The following is a 16,456-nucleotide window of genomic DNA, read 5'->3' as shown; positions in this document are numbered from 1 at the left end:
GGTCGTGCCGGTCGCGGCATGACCAGGCGTTTATTCGTCGGTCGACCGGATCAGGTTGCCGCGCAGCGTGACGATCGCCTTCTGCATCTTCGCGAATTCGTCCGGCTTCAACCCGGTGGCTTCGACCAGGTTCATGTCGAGCCCCTTCTCGCGCACGCGGCGGCCGCTCTTCGTCAGGCTGACGAGCACCTGGCGTTCGTCCGACGGATCGCGGTGCCGCTCCAGATAGCCCATCGCCTCGAGCTTCTTCAGGATCGGCGTCAGCGTATTGGATTCAAGGAACAGCTTCTCGCCGAGCTGGCCGACCGTCTGGTTGTCCTGCTCCCACAGCGCGATGATCGTGATGTATTGCGTATACGTGAGGCCGAGCGCTTCGAGGATCGGCTTGTAGGCCTTGCCGAATGCGAGGTTCGTCGAGTAGATCGCAAAGCACAGGAACTCGGACAGCTTCGGATCGGTGTCGGATGGGGTTTCGGTCGGTTTCATGAACGTCCTCCCGCGACGCGAACGGCCGCAGATGGACGCATTATATATCGCGTGCGATCTTATCGGAAGCATGATAATCGGTATCGATGAATCGGCGCGCCGTCAGCCCGCCCTGCGGCGCTTGCCGGTCTGGATGCGGCTGACCGACAACAGCGTGCATTGCACCGGATGCGCGATTTCGGTCGCGAGCCCGCCCGCGGCAAACAGCAGGATCATCAGCCAGCGTTTCATGCGTCCTCCACGACCGAGAGGCTCGCGCCGTTGGCGACCGTCGCATCGAGCGCATACGGGTCGACGCCGTCGAGGCAGCCGAGATTGACGCGCCAGCAGGCGGGGTTCATGCGCGTTTGATGGAACGGATAGATGCCGCAATGGCTGCAGAAATAGTGGCGGGCCGTGCGTGTGTTGAACTGGTAGCACGTCAGCGCGCCCTCGCCTTCGACGATCTTCAGTTCGCTGGCCGCGAACATCGGGCTCATCAATGCGCCGCGCCGGCGGCACAGGCTGCAGTTGCAGCGCGTCGCCGGCGTCACGGCCGTTCGGACTTCGAATTTGACGGCCCCGCAGTGGCAGGACCCTTTGAACCAGGTTGCGGACATGGTGCACTCCCGAAGAGGTCATGCCTGCTTTATAGCGGACGCTCGAAGCTGCGTTGTATCGCGATGTATCCGCGGTTCGTGCAGATACAGAACATTGCAAATCGGCGGCGGGCGGCGACAAATCGGCGCGGCGATCAGGGTGCGTTCACCGAGCGCCCGCATGTGGCTGCGGCCCGTTGCCCGCGAATCGTGCGCTCAATCCAGCATGTGCTGCAGCCGCTCGATCGCCGCCCGCGTTTCACGTTCGAGCGCGGCGAACAGCTCGGCCGCCGGCAGCGACCGCACGAGCGGCGCCGCCTGCCCGGCCCACTGCGCGCCGTAGCCGAATTCACCCTTTGCCTTCGCGGCCGCGTGCAGCGCCTTGCCGGCGTCGTACGCGATCGGATAGGCGGGAGTCACCGGCGCGTGCGGGTCGTCGCCGAGCGCGGTCAGCCGGTTCGCGAGGCCGCGTGCGATCCGGCCCGAGATCGCGGCGGTGAACGTCGTGTGGCGTGCCGCGTCGCCCAGCAGCGCGCGGCGATAGCCGTCGTCGATCGACGTCTCCGGGCACGCGACGAACGCGGTGCCGAGCTGGGCGGCCTGCGCGCCGAGCGCGAGCGCGGCGGCGATGCCCTCGCCGTCCATAATGCCGCCGGCGGCGATCACCGGCAGCGCGCATTCGCGCACGATCAGGCGCGTGAGTGCGAACGTGCCGAGGCGATCGTCATGCGCGGTCGAATCGAACACGCCGCGGTGCCCGCCCGCCTCGATCCCCTGCGCGACGATCGCGTCGATGCCGGCGGCGGCGATCTGGCGCGCTTCGTCGAGATGCGTCGCGGACGCGAACAGCGTGACGCCCGCGCGCTTCAGCGCGGCGATCACCTCCGCGGACGGCAGCCCGAAATGGAAGCTGACGACGGCCGGCTTTTCTTCGACGAGCAGCGCCTGCATGGCTTCGTCCGCGATGAAGCTCGTATAGATCTCAGACAGCGTGGCGGGCGGCGTCGCGCCGTATTCGCGGAACACCGGCGCGAGCCAGTCGAGCCACGCGCGTTCGACGGCCGCGTCGGCGTGCGCCGGCTGGTGGCAGAACACGTTGATGTTGAACGGCCGGTCGGTGAGCGCGCGCGTGTCGCGGATCATCTTGCGGGCGCCGTCGGCGTTCGTCGCGCCCACGCCGAGCGAGCCGAGCCCGCCCGCATTCGACACGGCGGCCGCCAGCGCCGGCGTGCTGACGCCGGCCATCGGCGCCTGGATGATCGGGGCGCGCATGCCGAGCGTGCGCAACAGCGTCCGGTTGTCGGTCGATTGATTCATGTCGCTCCTCTCCTGCAGGGTTCGTCGTCGAAATGCGTCGGCCGGATACGGGCCGACGCGCGTGTGTCGGGTTCGGATCGGTGCGCGTTCGTCGTGCGTTGCACGCGACCGGTCACGTGAGCGTCATGTTGGAAACGACGGGTCGCCGTGCGGTGCGGCGGTATCTGCCATGCTGGCGATGGTGCACGTTGTCTCTGCTTTTCGGCGCGACACCGGCCACTGCGCTCATCCTACGCCAGCCCGCGCTCCGCCGGCCAGCCGCTATCGGCCGCGCGCCCAGTGCGCGAGTCCCGCGCAGGCCGCCAGCAGCGCGCCCGTCGCGAAGAACACCGAATGCAGCCCGAGCGCGACGCCGATCTGCCCGCCGATCACCGGGCCGACCACCTGCCCGCTGAACTGCGCGGACTGCAGGTAGCCGAGCATCTGCCCGGTCGCGCGCTCGTCGACCGATTGCCGCACGAGCTTGCCGATCGACGGCAGCAACCCCGCGAGCGACATGCCCATCAGCCCGCGCAGCGCGGCAAGCTGCCACCAGTGCGTGACGAACGCCTGCGGCACCATCGCGAGCGCGGTCAGCAACAGGCAGCCGATGATCACGTTCCAGCTGCCGATCCGGTCGGCCAGCGCGCCGAGCCGTGCGGCGGTCAGCATGCTGCCGAGCGCCGAACACGCCATCACGACGCCGGCGACACGCGCGAGGTGGTCGCCGCCCACGCCGAGGCCGCCGATATACACGGTGATGATCGGTTCGATCGACATGTTCGCGAGCAGCACCATCATCGCCGTCACCAGCAGCGCGGCGACCGCTGCACGATTCGTGCGGTGCGGCATGCCGGCCGCGGCGCGCGAGGTGCGCGTGCCGGCATCGGTGCCGGCATGGAAGTCTTCCTTCACGACGAAGATCGTCAGCAGCGCGGCGACGGCGATCATCGCGCCACCGGCGAAGAACGTGCCGCGAATGCCGAGCCATCCCGGCAGCAACCCGCCGACGAGCGGCCCGACCAGATTACCCGCGAGGGCACCGGTCGACAGGATGCCGAGCGCCCAGCCCGCGTGTTCGCGCGGCGCCTGCGTGCCGACCATCACCGTCGACGCCGACGCGTAGCCGCCGACGAGCCCCGCGAGCAGCCGCAGCGCGACGAGTTCGACGACGTTGTGCGCGACGCCGATCAACGACATCACGATCGCCATGCCGATCGCGGCACGCACGAGCATCGGCTTGCGGCCGAAGCGGTCCGCGAGGCGGCCCCACAGCGGCGCGGTGACGGCCGTGCCGAGAAACGTCGCGCCGAACGCGACGCCCGACCACTGGATCACGGCCGACTGCGTCTCGACGCCGAGTTGCCGCACGTACAGCGGCAGGAACGGCAGCAGCATGCTCAGGCTGACGAGCGTCGTGAACGAGCCGAACACGCAGACGGCGAGATTGCGTCGCCAGTAGCGCGTGTTGCGTTCGGCGTAGCTGGCGGCGGGTCGCTCGGCCCGTGCCGTGGCGGGGGCATGCGAGATCGTGCTCATTGCGCGCTCCCCGTCGAGGCCGGCTGTGCGGGAAGCCCCTGCGTGACGAAGATGGCCGACGACGGCGCGAATGCGAAACCGGCCCTGCCGACGCCGGTGAGCACGTGGTGTGTCAGTCCGCACGCGCGGGCGCGAGGCTGAACGGGAAGCGCTTGATGCATGTCGACCTCCATTCGCTGAACGGGCGCCATGCGCGACCGTTGGTTGAAGGAAGTCTAGATTGAGCCGATTATCGAGTGAATCCCCGTCACACGAAAGCCATTCTTCCGCATCCCGGTTCAATCGCCGTCGGTAATGGCCGCCAGCCGCGCGAAGTGCTCACGCAGGCGCGGCGCCGCGAAATCGACGAATGCGCGCACCTTCGGCACCGCAAGGCGTCCGTAAGGCGTGACGAGATGGATGGGCAGCGGCGCGTGCTCGCTGTCGCTCAGCACGATGCGCAGCGTGCCGTCCCGCACCGGTTCGGCGACGTGATACGAAAAGAGCCGCGTGACGCCGTGCCCGGCGACGGCCGACGCGACCGCGCCGCGGATCGTGTTGATGATGAAGCGCGGCGCGAACTGGACGACCTGCGGCAGCGCCGACGGCGTGGACGGCGGGAAGCTCCACGAGTCGAGGCCGAAATGCGTCATCGAGATGATCCGGTGCTGCGCGAGATCGGCCGGCGTTTCGATTGCCGGATGCTTCGCCAGGTAATCGGGCGACGCCACGACGACCCGCCGTACCGCGCCGACCGGAATCGCGACCAGCGTCGAATCGGACAGGTGCGCGATCCGCAGCGCGACGTCCATTCCTTCGTCGATCAGGCTGACGGGACGGTCGAGCAACTGCAGCCGGATCGACACGGCCGGATGGCGTTCGATGAATTCGTCGAGGAGCGCGCGCAGCACGTCTTCACCCGCGGCGACGGGTGCGGTGACCGTCAACAGGCCGCGCGGCGCCGAACGTTCGTCGGCGACCAGCATGTCGGCTTCCTCGAGATCGGACAGGATGCGGCGGCACGCGGCCGCGTAGCGTTCGCCGGCCTCGCTGAGCCGGATCGTGCGCGTCGTGCGGTACAGCAGCGCGGTGCCCGTGTGTGCTTCCAGGAACGCGATCGCGCGGCTGACCGCCGCCGGCGACCGGCCGAGCTTCCGGCCCGCGCCCGCGAGGCTGCCCTCGTCCAGCGTGGCGACGAACACCTTCATCGCATCGATTCGATCCATGGCGTGTCAGCAGGCGCGAGCGGTCGTGGAGTGGGCGGTGGGCAAGCGAGCGTGCAGTCTACCGCACGCGGGTGACGCGCTTTGCCCGGGGGATACTGCGCTTGCCGTTTTGGCCCTACAATGCGCAGGCGAAGAAACCGCATGATCGGCCGTCAGGGTGCCGCGTTCATCGAACGCAGCGTCCGACATTCAAGCGGTTCCGCTGAATAACCAACAACATCCAACAGCACACATGAAAAGAAGAACATTTCTCGCGCTGCCCGCCGTGGCAGCGTCCGGCATGCTTGTCGGCTGCGCCGACGCCGACATCGGCCCCATCACCAATCGCATGATGAAGGACCCGGAATACCGGGAGACGCTGTCGGCGTTTCTGATCAGCGCGGACGGAAAGAGCCTCGTCGTCATCGGCAAGCAGTATCACTACATTTTCGATGTGCCGCCGGCCCTCGCCGTCAATCTCACGGCGCCCTATCGCTCCAAGCTGTATACCGATTTCGATGATTTCGAGACGCACGGCGACAAGATCTCGGGGCGTTACGTGTTGCGGCTCGCGCGCGAGGACGCACCGGCCGGCTCCGAGCTTCGCGAGCGCGCGCTTGCCGACGGTTTCAAGGACGGGCGGTTTGAGCTAACGGAGAGAGGCACGATCACCGGAAAGCGTTATCAGCCGAACGATGTCACGCCTTCGTCGATCCCTCAGGCGTTCAATCACGCGTACAACGTCACGGTGATCGAGCGACCGTCGGTGCTCGGTAAGGGGGCGAAGATCGCGCTGTCGCCGATCACGATTGCAGCCGATGGTGCGCTCGGGCTGCTGGGTGTCGCGCTGGCGCCGATCGCACTTACCACGCTCCTCGTGCTGGCACACTAGGGCCACGGCAGCGCGGCGTCACAGAGCTGCGAGCTTGCGCGACGCAGCAGAATGCATCGCTGAAATAAAACGAGCCGGTACGCCGCGGTGAATTACGGCGTACCGGCTCGTGTCGTGACGTCGCCGCATCAGACTTCATACCGCACCGCATGCGCTTCGGTCGGCAGCGGCAGATCCCAGCGCAGCAGCATCGCCTCGAGCGCGCGGTTCGTCAGCGACGTGTCACGCCGCGCATTGCGACGCAACAGTTCCGCGCGCGGCTGTTCGAGGTAGACGAGCGTCACGTCGGCGTGATACGCAAACAGCAGGTCGAGGGTCTTCTTGCGCATCAGCGGCGACAGGTTCGTCGCGTTCCACACGAACGGCTGTTGCGCGCGCAACAGTGCCTTCGCGGCGTCGACCGCATGGTGCGCGACCGCGCCCTCGTTCTGCCCATGACGCAGCCCCAATGCATCGCGCGCATCGTCGAACGACACGACCGGCCGATCCGGATGATGCCGCGCCACCCACGTGTTCTTGCCCGACGCGGGCAGCCCTGACATCACGACGACCTGCGCGCCCGGTGTGCGAAACAGCGGATAGTCGGGATGCACGTCCGCGCCGCGAAAGTAGCTGAGCGCCGTGTGCGCATCGGCGAATCCACGCGGCTGGCCGTAGCAGCCCTCTTCCCGCGCCAGTTCGCGCAACAGTTCGATGTTGTCGAGCACGCGCTGCGTGTCGTCGCAGATGCGCCCGCGGATATCGGCTTCGGCAAGCAGGCACAGCAGCGGCAGGCTGACCTGCCACGACAGCTCGCGCGCGATGAACTCCGGTGTGCCGCGGCGCGACCCGCTCATCGCGAAGAACGGCACCTGGTGCACGGCGATCATCCGGCAGATTGCCTCGCGCACCGCGAACGGCACGCCGGCATCCCACAGTGCAATCCGCGCATCGATCGCGCCCTTGCGCGAGTGGCCGGGATGGCCGATCGCACCGGTAACGGGATCGACGACCGTCGTGCCGTGCTTCGCGATGTCGTGCAGCAGCGCGGCCAGGAACACGATCTCCTGGTCGGCGCGCGACGCAGCCTGGTACTCGGGCAGCGCGAGCAGCGCATCGATCACCATCATCGTATGCGTCCACACGTCGCCTTCGCCGTGGTGCGCAGGCTCCTGCGGGGTCGTTTTCGCGTGTTCGAGCGCGGGAAATGCCGCGAGACACGCGTGATAGTCCGGCTGCCGGCCGGGTGCGGGCACGAGTGCCTGCAATTGTTCGTACTTCATGATCAAGACTCCTCTCGAAATGGCGCTCGGCCGTTCCGCGTTCATGGGTTCGGGCGCGCGGCGGGGATCGATGCCCACGTGACCGTCGGGCGCGGCGCATACAGGTCGACACCCGGCGCGAGCAGGTTCGGGATGAACGGCTGCTCCGAGTGATGGCGCGCCGATTCGAGAATGGCCTGCACGAAATCGTGGCGCACCCACTTCAAGCGCGCGATCGTCGTGTCGTCCGTCTCGACCTTCACGTAGAGCCCTTCGGAGCGCTCCGACTTGTCGCACTGCTGCCATGCACGCGCGAGGTCGAGCCCCTGCCGCCGCACCGTTTCCTCGAAGGCGCGACGCCAGCCCGGCGTCTTCGCGAGCGACGGGCCGAGCATGGCCTTCAGGTCCGCGAGTCGCGCCGGCGCGATGCCTTCGTACAGCACGGGCACCGACAGCACGGGCCCATCGGCGAGCAGCGCGCGACGCGCGGGTGTCGACAGGAAACGGCCCATTGAGCGATCGAACACGTCGAACTCGAAAAAGTGATGCGGCAGCGCGTCGTAGAACACCGCGTGCTTCTTGCTCATCGTCTCGCCGTACATCACGTAGCGATCGCCGAGGCGGTCGAGCAGCCAGCCCGCATGGGCGGCGGCCCAGGTCTTCACGAACCCGAACTGCCGCTCGCGGCCGCCGCCGGCCAGATAGTGGCCGCGCGACTGCAGCAGCAGTTCGCCCGCGGGGCTGAAGCTGATGCCCGTGTTCGCGCCGTCGAGCTTTTCCTCGACGACGAGATGGGCGCCCGCGAGGGTGCGATAGGGAACGTGGTCGTGACCTTCGTCGCCGTCCTGCAGGCGCGAGCCTTCGAGGTGCGGCGTGCGCGGGTAGCGGGCGAGGTCGAGCGATTGCGCGTAGGCGCGAAAATCCAGCGTCATGGTCTTTCTCCGGAAACATCAGAAAAAGCCGACGACGTGAACGAACGATGGGTGTGCGTTGCGGTGTCAGTGCGTGTCCGGGCGCGGCCCTGCGATCACGGTTCCGGCGCCGCGAGGCAGACGGGAACGGGCAGGACGACGCGCGGCCGGGACGGCAGTCGTCGGCGTATCAGGCGAAGGGACGAATGTTTGCGGGCACTTGGATCACCGATTCGATGAGGGTTCAGGGATGAAGCAGGCGGATGCTACGAAACGGCATGTGCGCTGTCAAGCGTGGTCGAGTACGGCCGTCGCGGTTGTCGGCGTGCGTCGAATGCTTGCTGCGGCGTGCCACGCGCGCCATCGACATGGGAATGGTCCGGATTCCTATTTGTGTGTTTTTCGCCACATCGAACCGTGGTTCAATGGGCAACGCTGCGCTCCCCGCTTGTTGCGCGCGTCGCATGCATGCTAGAGTCGCCGCCATTCCGATCAACCCCTCACTCGCAAGGAGAAAAAATCATGACGTCACGCCAGCACTCCTCCCGTCGCGGGTCGTAGTTCGGGTTTTTCGCGTCCGTTCGTCTCATCGTTCACGCCAAGCAGCACCCCGTATCGCCGTCACGGCGATGAGCCGGGTCGTTCCGATCCGGTCGTGCCGCCCTCTTCCCGACTTCCGATGTCGGGCAGCGCCTGTGTGCGCTGCCTGCACCATGGCCCGCCGTTCTTCCTTTTCATCGAACGGAAACCTCCATGGGCAATTCCATGCAATACCTGGGCGAGCGCATCACGTTGTGCGCTTGCGCCACTACCTGGATCGAAGGTGAGGCCATCCGGCAGCTCGAACATGCTGCCACCCTCCCCGGCATGCGGCGCGTCGCCGGCATGCCCGATCTTCACCCCGGACGCGGCTATCCCGTTGGCGCCGCGTTTTTCTCGACGGGCCGGCTGTATCCGGCGCTGATTGGTGGCGATATCGGCTGCGGGATGGCGCTGTGGCAAACCGCGCTCGATGCGCGGCGCGTCAGCGCGTCGAAGCTCGCGAGCCGGCTCGGCTCGATCGACGCCCCGCCCGATGCAAGCTGGCAGCCGCTGGTCGCCGCCGCCGGGTTCGCGGATCACGCGTACGCGGCATCGCTCGGCACGATCGGCAGCGGTAATCATTTCGCGGAGGCGCAGCGGATCGACGCGGTGTACGACACCGATGCCGTCGCGGCGCTCGGCCTCGATCCCGATCGCCTGCTGCTGCTCGTGCATAGCGGATCGCGCGGCTTCGGCCAGTCGATCCTCGAGCAGCACATGTGCGAGCATGGCTACAACGGCCTCGACGACACGGATGCCGCCTGCACGGCGTACCTCGCGCGTCACGATGCGGCGTTGCGCTACGCCATCGCGAATCGCGACCTGATCGCGCGGCGCATGCTGGCGCGCTGGCGCACCGATGGCCGGTGCGTACTCGACGTGAACCACAACCTGGTGAGCCGCGCGAGGGTCGACGGCGAGCCGGGCTGGCTGCATCGCAAAGGCGCGACGCCGGCCGACACGGGGCCGGTCGTCATTCCCGGGTCGCGCGGCGACTACAGCTACCTCGTCGCGCCGGTGCGGCCTGACGATGCGGCCAGCCTGGCGTCACTGGCGCACGGTGCGGGCCGCAAGTGGGCGCGCGGCGATTGCAAGGGGCGCCTCGAACGACGCTTCACGCCGTCGCAGCTCACGCGCACGCCGCTCGGCAGCCACGTGATCTGCGAAGACCGCGAACTGCTGTACGAGGAAGCGCCGCAGGCCTACAAGCCGATCGACAGCGTCGTCGACGCGCTCGAAGCGGCCGGGCTGCTGCGCAAGCTGGCGCGGCTCGCGCCGGTGCTGACCTACAAGACGTCCGGGGAGGCTGGCCGATGCTGATGCAGATTTCTTCGGCGCACGGCCCGCTCGAGTGCCAACTGGCCGCGGCCAATGCGTTGCGGCGCCTGCAGACGGAAGCCGATGCGCAGCGCGTCGTCGTCACCGTGCTCGATGCGCAGCCGGGCGAACGCTCCGGCACGCTGCGCTCGGCGCTGCTCGACCTCGAAGGCAACGGTGCGCAGGCGCTCGCGGACCGCTGGACGGGCACGCTGCAATGGATTTGCGCGAGCCCGTACCGATTGCGCCATCCGCGCAAGAACTGGTTCATCGGCGTCACGCGCTGCGCCGACGCGCAGCCGCTGCCGGATGGCGATGTGCGGTTCGAAGCGATGCGCGCACGCGGGCCGGGTGGCCAGCACGTCAACAAGACGAGCTCCGCGATTCGTGCGACCCATGTCGCGACCGGCCTGTCGGTGCGCGTGGAAAGCGAGCGCAGCCAGCACGCGAACAAGCGCATGGCGTCGCAGTTGCTGCAGGTTCGACTGCAGCAGGAGGCCGACCGTCACGCGTCCGATGCGCGCCGGCAGCGGCGGATGCAGCACTTTGCGCTGGAGCGCGGCAACCCCGTGCGCGTGTTTTACGGGGCGGCATTCGTACCGGCCGACTGAGCACGAACGCCTGGCCGCCGGTGGTTTTCGCGCCGGCGGCCAGGCCATCCGCCTCATGGTTTTCCCGGCCTGCCGGTTGCGCGAGCGCGCCATCGGCTCCGGTGCATGACCGCGCGCCAGGCAGGCTGCACCGGCCTGCCGCGTGCATGCCGGCTGCCGCGTGTTCCGCACCCTTTCTGCGCAGGAAAGGACGCTTGAAGCATCCGCAATTATCACGTGCCGCGGATTTGCCCACCATGTGTCGAACGATCGGTACAGCCCGCCTGTCCGGCCCTTTCACTGGCCTTGCGGTGCCTGCCGCCACTTCGTGCGACGGGATGCAGCGCGCCGGTCGCGAACGGCCGGGCCTCGCGCCACGGCGTATCGATAATCAGGAGACACGATGAACAGCCATTCCCTCGATCTCGGCGGCAACGCGGGCGGACCCGCGTCCGCACGACCGCCGGCCGCTGCCGCCGGCGCCGATGCGTCGGCCCGCCCCGCCCGCCGCGTCACGCTCGGCGATTTCATGGACGACCTGCCGGTCGGCGCGTTGCACCGGTTCGTCGTCTGGGTGATCGGCATCGGGCTGTTCTTCGACATGTACGAGATCTTCCTCGTCAGTACGATCGGTTCCGCGTTGCAGAACGAATATGGGTTGAGCCGGCAGAGCACCGATTTCAAGTTGCTGCTGGCATCGGCGTTCATCGGCATGTTCGTCGGCGCGATGTGCCTCGGCAGCCTCGCCGACCGAATCGGCCGGCGCAAGGCGTTCCTGCTGACGCTCACGTGGTACAGCGCATTCTCGCTGGTCGGCGCGTTTTCGGTGAATGCCGACATGCTCGTCGCGTGCCGGTTCCTGACCGGCATCGGCGTCGGCGCGATCTATCCGGTTGCCGACAGCTTTCTGTCCGAGATCCTGCCGAAGGAAAAGCGCGGCAGGCTCGCCGCGTGGGCCTATACGACTTCCTATGTCGCGGTGCCGCTCGTCGGGTTTCTGGCGCTGTGGTTGAACCCGCTTCATGTCGGCGGCATGGCCGGCTGGCGCATCATCCTCGCGATCGGCAGCCTCGGCGCCGTGTACGTGCTGCTCGTCCAGCATCGGCTGCCGGAGAGTCCGCGCTGGCTGCTTGCGCAGGGGCGTACCGCCGACGCGCAAGCGGCATTGCGACGCTTCGCGGAAGGCACCGGCGTGCGCGTGCCCGAGCAGTTCGCGGAGCCGGTCGAGCCGCAACGGCCGCTCGGGCTTGGCGAGCGTATCGCGCTGCTGCGACGCGAACCGTACGGCGCGCGCTACGTGATGCTCGCGATCTTTCACCTGTTTCAGGGCTTCGGTTATTACGGGTTCGGTACGCTGGCCGGCACGGTCGTGAAAAGTCGCGGCTTCGACGTGACGGACAGCACGCTGTTCATCGCGCTGTCGTTCATCGGCTATCCGATCGGCTCGCTGCTGTCGATTCCGCTGCTCAACTGGATCGAGCGTCGCACGCTCGTGATCGTGTCGATCCTGTCGATCGCCGGGTTCGGGATGTGTTTCGCGTATTCGGGCAATACCGTGCTGATCGTTAGCTTCGGGTTCCTGACGACCTGTGCGTCGAACGTGTTCAGCAACGCGTATCACGTGTACCAGGCGGAGATTTTCCCGGCGCGGGTGCGCTCGACGGCGATTGGCAGTACCTATGCGCTGTCGCGGATCGTCAGTGGTGGGTTGCCGTTCGTGTTGTTGCCGGTGCTCGGCAGTTATGGCGCGGGTGCCATGTTCGGAGTGATCTCGGTCGCGCTCGGTATCGTCGCGGTCACGCTGCGCGTGCTCGGGCCGCTGACGACGCGGCGCAGCCAGGATGAGATCAATCCGGTTTGAGCGGGGGAATGCGGGGCATGGGAAGGTGCGCCCGCATCATTTTCGATGGCTGCCGGATTTCCTGGGCGATATGTCGCCAGTCATCTGTGGTGACATGTTCGCCCGATCCCCGAAGGGGCGCTCATGAATGCGCGAGCCGGTGACGCTTTGCTACTTGCGGAACAGGAAGCCCCACATGAGGACCGTACAGAACACCAGCCCTACCCACCCCTGGAATCGGGTGATTCGAATCATTCTGGCCGACATGATGTCTTCAGTCGACATGTTGTAAAAGAATTTGTACGTCCATCGCCAGGCCCTCGATCGGCAATGGAAGGCCAAGATCCGTTCCGGACGAAACGCCATGATGGCGGACATCGCGATGCCGTAAGCGACAACGACAAAGCCGACGATAAGGCGGTAGCTCGCTTCGTTCATGTGGCGGCCCCGGATCCAGCGGTTGAGGAGTTGGACAGAACGTCGGTAACCGGTGCGAACGTGAACCTATGATCGTGTTCTTCGGAATCCGGGCCAAAACGGCTTTGCGCACGCCGCCCCGCCTCACCGCGCCGACATGAAATCGAACAGCTTCGCGATATCGGTCGTCAGCACGGTGCCAGCCTTCACCCCCACCCACAGCGTTCTCGTCGCCCACGCATCGTCGAGCTTCACGACCCCGAGCCGCGCCGCGCGCTCGCCGGTCACCGCATCGCGCGGCAGGATGCCGATGCCGAGCCCCGCCTCGATCATCCGGCTCACGCCGTCGAAATTCGATACCTGGATCCGCAGCTTCAGCGAGCGCTCGACCGCGAACGCCGCGTCGGTCATGCGCGCGAGCAGCGAGCTGCCGTCGCTGAGCCCCACGTAGTCCTCGTCGAGCGTATCCGCGAAGCGGATGGTCTCGCGCGCGGCGAACCGGTGCGTGCGCGGCACGAGCAGCACGAGCTCGTCACGCCGGTACAGCCGCCGCTCGATGCCGGGCGCCGGCACGTTGTCGGCGAACACGCCGAGATCGGCCTTGCCGGACGCGAGTGCGTCGACGATCTCGTGGCTCAGCCGCTCTTCGAGGCTGACCTTGATGCCCGGATGGTCGGTGAGGAACGCGGCGAGATCGGCGGGCAGGAACTGCACGATCGCGGACGTGTTGGTCCACACGTGGATGTGGCCACGCACGCCGGCGACGTAATCGCTCATCTCGTGCGCCATCCGGTTGACCTGCTCGATCACCTTCGCCGCATGGTCGAGCAGCGCGCGGCCTGCGGGCGTCAGCTCCACACCGCGCGCATGCCGGACGAACAATGCACTGCCCGTCACGCTTTCCAGCTCGGCGATGCGCTTGCTGACCGCGGACAGCGTGAGCTGGCCGTGTTCGGCCGCTTTCGTCAGGCTGCCGTGCTCGGCGACGAGCGCGAACACGCGCAGCGACTGCAGATCGAAATGAAGCGGATTCACCATGTCGTGTTTCCCGGGAGTGCCGTGCCGGCGCTTGGCGTCAGCGCAGCGGCCTGACGCCGATCATACGCCCGGCCGCCCCCGCGCGATACGGCGCGCCTAGCGCGACGCGATCGACAGCAACGTGGAAAGCATCGCACCGTCCGGCTTCTCGAGATCGTCGAGCACGTCGAAGTGCTGCATGCCGGGCAACCCGACGTGGACGATCCGTTCGCCGGCCGCTTCGCACGCCGTCGCATAGTCGTGTGCTTGCCGCACGAGTTCGGGCAGCTCGGCTTCGCCGACCGCCACCACCGTCGGTGCGCCGGGCCCGACATGGCGCAACGGGCTATATGCGTCGACTTCGTGCGCGGTGAGCTGCAGCTTGTCGTTCAGGCAGCACAGCGAGATCGGTTCGAGATCGACGAGCGGACTGATCGCGAGCGCCGACACGACGGCCGGATGCGCGCGGTGCACGGCCGTCAGGTGGCCGCCGGCCGAATGGCCGCTTAGGTGGATCGGTCGCTTCGCGGTGCCGAGGCCGTCGGGATCGTTCGCCAGGTAGTCGAGCAGCGCGCCGATCTCGCCGACGATGTCGGTCATCGTCGCGACCGGCGCGAGCGTGTATTCGGCAAGTATCACGTCGAAACCACGCGCGAGCGGCCCACTCGCCCCGTAGGCGAAATCTTCTTTCACGCAGTGCTGCCAGTAGCCGCCGTGAATGAACACGAACAGCGGCGCATCGGGCTGGCCGCACGACAACCAGTCGAAACGCTGCGCGGGTTGCGCGCCGTAACGCAGGTCGCGCCGGACGGACGCGGCTGCATAGAGCGCTGCGCTGCGCGCCTGCATCGACGCGAGCAACGCAGGGAAATCGGGTACCACCTTCGTGTTCAGATAAGCGGCGTCGAGCGCCGCGCGGTCCATGCCGCGATAGAGGATCGTCATCGGGAATTGCCTGGGTCGGGTTGCGCAAGCGCGGACGCAAGCGTTGCGTCCGCTGCGAAGGCGGCTTCTCAGTCGCCGATGCCTGCATTATCCGCAGCGCGGCACGGGCCGGCTATCCGGAATCGGCGAGCGCGGAAACCGGCTGTCCGATTTCGGCGGGAGATCGGCGCGGCATGCAGTCGCACCGTGATCAGGTCCGCTCGCGTGAGGGCGAAGCGGCGATACGAAGCGGTGATGCGCGGGTGCTCAGATCAACTCGGAGATCTCGATCAGGTTCAGGTCGGGATCGCGCACGTAGACCGACCGGATCTTCTGCGTCGCGCCCGTGCGCTCGACCGGCCCTTCGACGATCGGCCAGTCGACGCGCTTCAGGTGTGCGATCACGTCGTCGAGCGGCACGGACGCGATGAAGCACAGGTCGAGCGCGCCGGGCACCGGCACGTGCGCTTTCGGTTCGAATTCCGCGCCACGCACGTGCAGGTTGATCTTCTGGTTGCCGAAGCGGAAGGCGATCCGGCCCGCGCCGAAGGTTTCGAGCTGCATCTGCAGCACCTCGGTGTAGAAATGCTTCGTCCGGTCGGGATCGACGCAGGTCAGCACGAGATGGTCGAGGTGATCGATCAGCGCCATGAGGTTCGCTCCTGTTCGTGGTTCATGAGAACGCGCGCTGCGCGGGCATGTCGCCGGCGTCCGCGCGCGGCGGCGGATGAAGGTCCGAGCGGCGCCCGGCCTTCAGGATCTGGCTCGGCACGTCATGCCCGATCAGCGCGGGCAGCCGTGCCGACGCGGCCAGCACGGCCGCGAGATCGATGCCCGTATCGTAGCCGTCGAGTTCGAGCATATGCACGAGTTCTTCGGTGCACGCGTTGCCGGTCGCGCCCGGCGCGTACGGGCAGCCGCCGAGCCCGCCGAGCGACGCGTCGAAGCGGTCGATCCCGGCGTCGAGTGCCGCGAGCGTATTCGCGAGCGCCATCCCGCGCGTGTTGTGGAAGTGCAGCGTGAGTTGCAGCGCGGCGAAGCGTTCGCGCGCCCGTGCCGACAGGTCGCGCACCTGCGACGGAAACGCCATGCCCGTCGTATCGCACAGCGTGAAGCCATGCACGCCGAGATCCGCGAAGCGCTGCATCCATGCGAGTACGCCTTCTGCTGCAACATCGCCTTCCATCGGGCAGCCCATCGCGGTCGACAGCGACACGTTGATCGCGACACCGGTGCCGCGTAACGCATCGATCACGTCGCGCAGTTGTGCGAACGACTGCTCGCGCGTCATCCGCAGGTTCGCGCGGTTGTGGCTTTCGCTCATCGACATCACGAGGTTCACTTCGTCGACCCCGCACGACAGCGCGCGCTCCGCCCCGCGTACGTTCGGCACGAGCACCGTATAGACGACGCCGGGTGCGCGCGCGATGCCGTGCATCACGGCCTCCGCGTCGCGTAACGCAGGGATCGCCTTCGGCGACGTGAACGACGTGACCTCGATCTTCGCGTAGCCGCACGCGCTCAGCGCGTCGACGAGCGCGATCTTGTCGTCGGTGTCGACGAATGCCGCTTCGTTCTGGAGACCGTCGCGCGTCGCGACTTCGTGGAGGTAGAGGCGTTTGCGTTGGCCGCTCATGTTGCT

17 protein-coding genes are annotated in these 16,456 nt (G+C 67.2%); 4 read left to right on the top strand and 13 right to left on the bottom strand.

The annotated features are described in order from the left end of the window. Positions 1-30: 30 nt before the first annotated feature. From LGM89_RS33075 to LGM89_RS33055, 6 genes are all read right to left on the bottom strand, one after another. On the bottom strand, positions 31-486 hold the full coding sequence (locus LGM89_RS33075) for a MarR family winged helix-turn-helix transcriptional regulator (protein ID WP_089494888.1): 456 nt from the start codon (positions 484-486) through the stop codon (positions 31-33). A gap of 102 nt (positions 487-588) precedes the next feature. Beyond that, positions 589-717, bottom strand: coding sequence for a hypothetical protein (locus LGM89_RS37250; protein ID WP_256989958.1), 129 nt, complete (start codon positions 715-717; stop codon positions 589-591). Continuing rightward, entirely contained in the window at positions 714-1,085 is a 372-nt protein-coding gene (locus LGM89_RS33070) for a GFA family protein (RefSeq protein WP_226275264.1), read from the bottom strand. The genes LGM89_RS37250 and LGM89_RS33070 overlap by 4 nt, the downstream gene beginning before the upstream one ends. Positions 1,086-1,280: 195 nt before the next feature. Next, positions 1,281-2,381, bottom strand: a complete 1,101-nt coding sequence (locus LGM89_RS33065; RefSeq protein WP_226275263.1) for an NAD(P)H-dependent flavin oxidoreductase — start codon at positions 2,379-2,381, stop codon at positions 1,281-1,283. Positions 2,382-2,642: 261 nt separating this feature from the next. Beyond that, positions 2,643-3,899 carry an MFS transporter gene (locus tag LGM89_RS33060; RefSeq protein WP_089494885.1) on the bottom strand — a complete coding sequence of 419 codons (1,257 nt, stop codon included), beginning with the start codon at positions 3,897-3,899 and terminating at the stop codon, positions 2,643-2,645. A gap of 278 nt (positions 3,900-4,177) precedes the next feature. After that, entirely contained in the window at positions 4,178-5,104 is a 927-nt protein-coding gene (locus LGM89_RS33055; protein ID WP_089440128.1) for a LysR family transcriptional regulator, read from the bottom strand. 232 nt (positions 5,105-5,336) lie between these two features. On the opposite strand from LGM89_RS33055, the gene LGM89_RS33050 reads away from it, so the two are divergent. Then, positions 5,337-5,975 (top strand): 5-formyltetrahydrofolate cyclo-ligase, encoded by a 639-nt coding sequence (locus LGM89_RS33050; protein WP_226275262.1) that lies wholly within the window; start codon positions 5,337-5,339, stop codon positions 5,973-5,975. A 128-nt stretch (positions 5,976-6,103) separates the two neighbouring features. Here the strand turns inward: LGM89_RS33050 and LGM89_RS33045 are convergent, their stop codons facing one another. Continuing rightward, entirely contained in the window at positions 6,104-7,237 is a 1,134-nt protein-coding gene (locus LGM89_RS33045) for an AAA family ATPase (protein ID WP_226275261.1), read from the bottom strand. 41 nt (positions 7,238-7,278) lie between these two features. Beyond that, entirely contained in the window at positions 7,279-8,148 is an 870-nt protein-coding gene (locus tag LGM89_RS33040) for an RNA ligase family protein (protein WP_089494882.1), read from the bottom strand. A 732-nt stretch (positions 8,149-8,880) separates the two neighbouring features. On the opposite strand from LGM89_RS33040, the gene LGM89_RS33035 reads away from it, so the two are divergent. The 3 genes from LGM89_RS33035 (at position 8,881) to LGM89_RS33025 (ending at position 12,477) form a co-directional block, all read left to right on the top strand. Continuing rightward, positions 8,881-10,029 carry an RNA ligase RtcB family protein gene (locus LGM89_RS33035; protein WP_226275260.1) on the top strand — a complete coding sequence of 383 codons (1,149 nt, stop codon included), beginning with the start codon at positions 8,881-8,883 and terminating at the stop codon, positions 10,027-10,029. Beyond that, positions 10,023-10,637 (top strand): peptide chain release factor H, encoded by a 615-nt coding sequence (gene prfH, locus LGM89_RS33030; protein WP_226275258.1) that lies wholly within the window; start codon positions 10,023-10,025, stop codon positions 10,635-10,637. The genes LGM89_RS33035 and prfH overlap by 7 nt, the downstream gene beginning before the upstream one ends. Positions 10,638-11,019: 382 nt before the next feature. Further along, positions 11,020-12,477 carry an MFS transporter gene (locus tag LGM89_RS33025; RefSeq protein WP_226275256.1) on the top strand — a complete coding sequence of 486 codons (1,458 nt, stop codon included), beginning with the start codon at positions 11,020-11,022 and terminating at the stop codon, positions 12,475-12,477. 150 nt (positions 12,478-12,627) lie between these two features. Here the strand turns inward: LGM89_RS33025 and LGM89_RS33020 are convergent, their stop codons facing one another. The 5 genes from LGM89_RS33020 to LGM89_RS33000 form a co-directional block, all read right to left on the bottom strand. Next, on the bottom strand, positions 12,628-12,894 hold the full coding sequence (locus LGM89_RS33020) for a hypothetical protein (protein WP_226275254.1): 267 nt from the start codon (positions 12,892-12,894) through the stop codon (positions 12,628-12,630). 123 nt (positions 12,895-13,017) lie between these two features. Continuing rightward, on the bottom strand, positions 13,018-13,911 hold the full coding sequence (locus LGM89_RS33015) for a LysR family transcriptional regulator (RefSeq protein ID WP_226275252.1): 894 nt from the start codon (positions 13,909-13,911) through the stop codon (positions 13,018-13,020). A gap of 96 nt (positions 13,912-14,007) precedes the next feature. Continuing rightward, positions 14,008-14,835 (bottom strand): alpha/beta hydrolase, encoded by an 828-nt coding sequence (locus tag LGM89_RS33010; protein WP_226275250.1) that lies wholly within the window; start codon positions 14,833-14,835, stop codon positions 14,008-14,010. 246 nt (positions 14,836-15,081) lie between these two features. Then, a complete protein-coding gene (locus tag LGM89_RS33005) occupies positions 15,082-15,465 on the bottom strand; it encodes a VOC family protein (RefSeq protein ID WP_089440118.1) in 384 nt (127 codons plus the stop codon). A 22-nt stretch (positions 15,466-15,487) separates the two neighbouring features. Further along, positions 15,488-16,450: a hydroxymethylglutaryl-CoA lyase gene (locus LGM89_RS33000; protein ID WP_175240783.1), complete on the bottom strand. Its 963-nt coding sequence runs from the start codon at positions 16,448-16,450 to the stop codon at positions 15,488-15,490. Between the last annotated feature and the right edge of the window lie 6 nt (positions 16,451-16,456).

Origin of the sequence: Burkholderia sp. AU31624, from assembly GCF_020420065.1 — a bacterium.
Lineage (GTDB): Bacteria > Pseudomonadota > Gammaproteobacteria > Burkholderiales > Burkholderiaceae > Burkholderia.
Note: the sequence above shows the minus strand (reverse complement) of the source record. Positions and strands in the feature narration are given on the sequence as shown.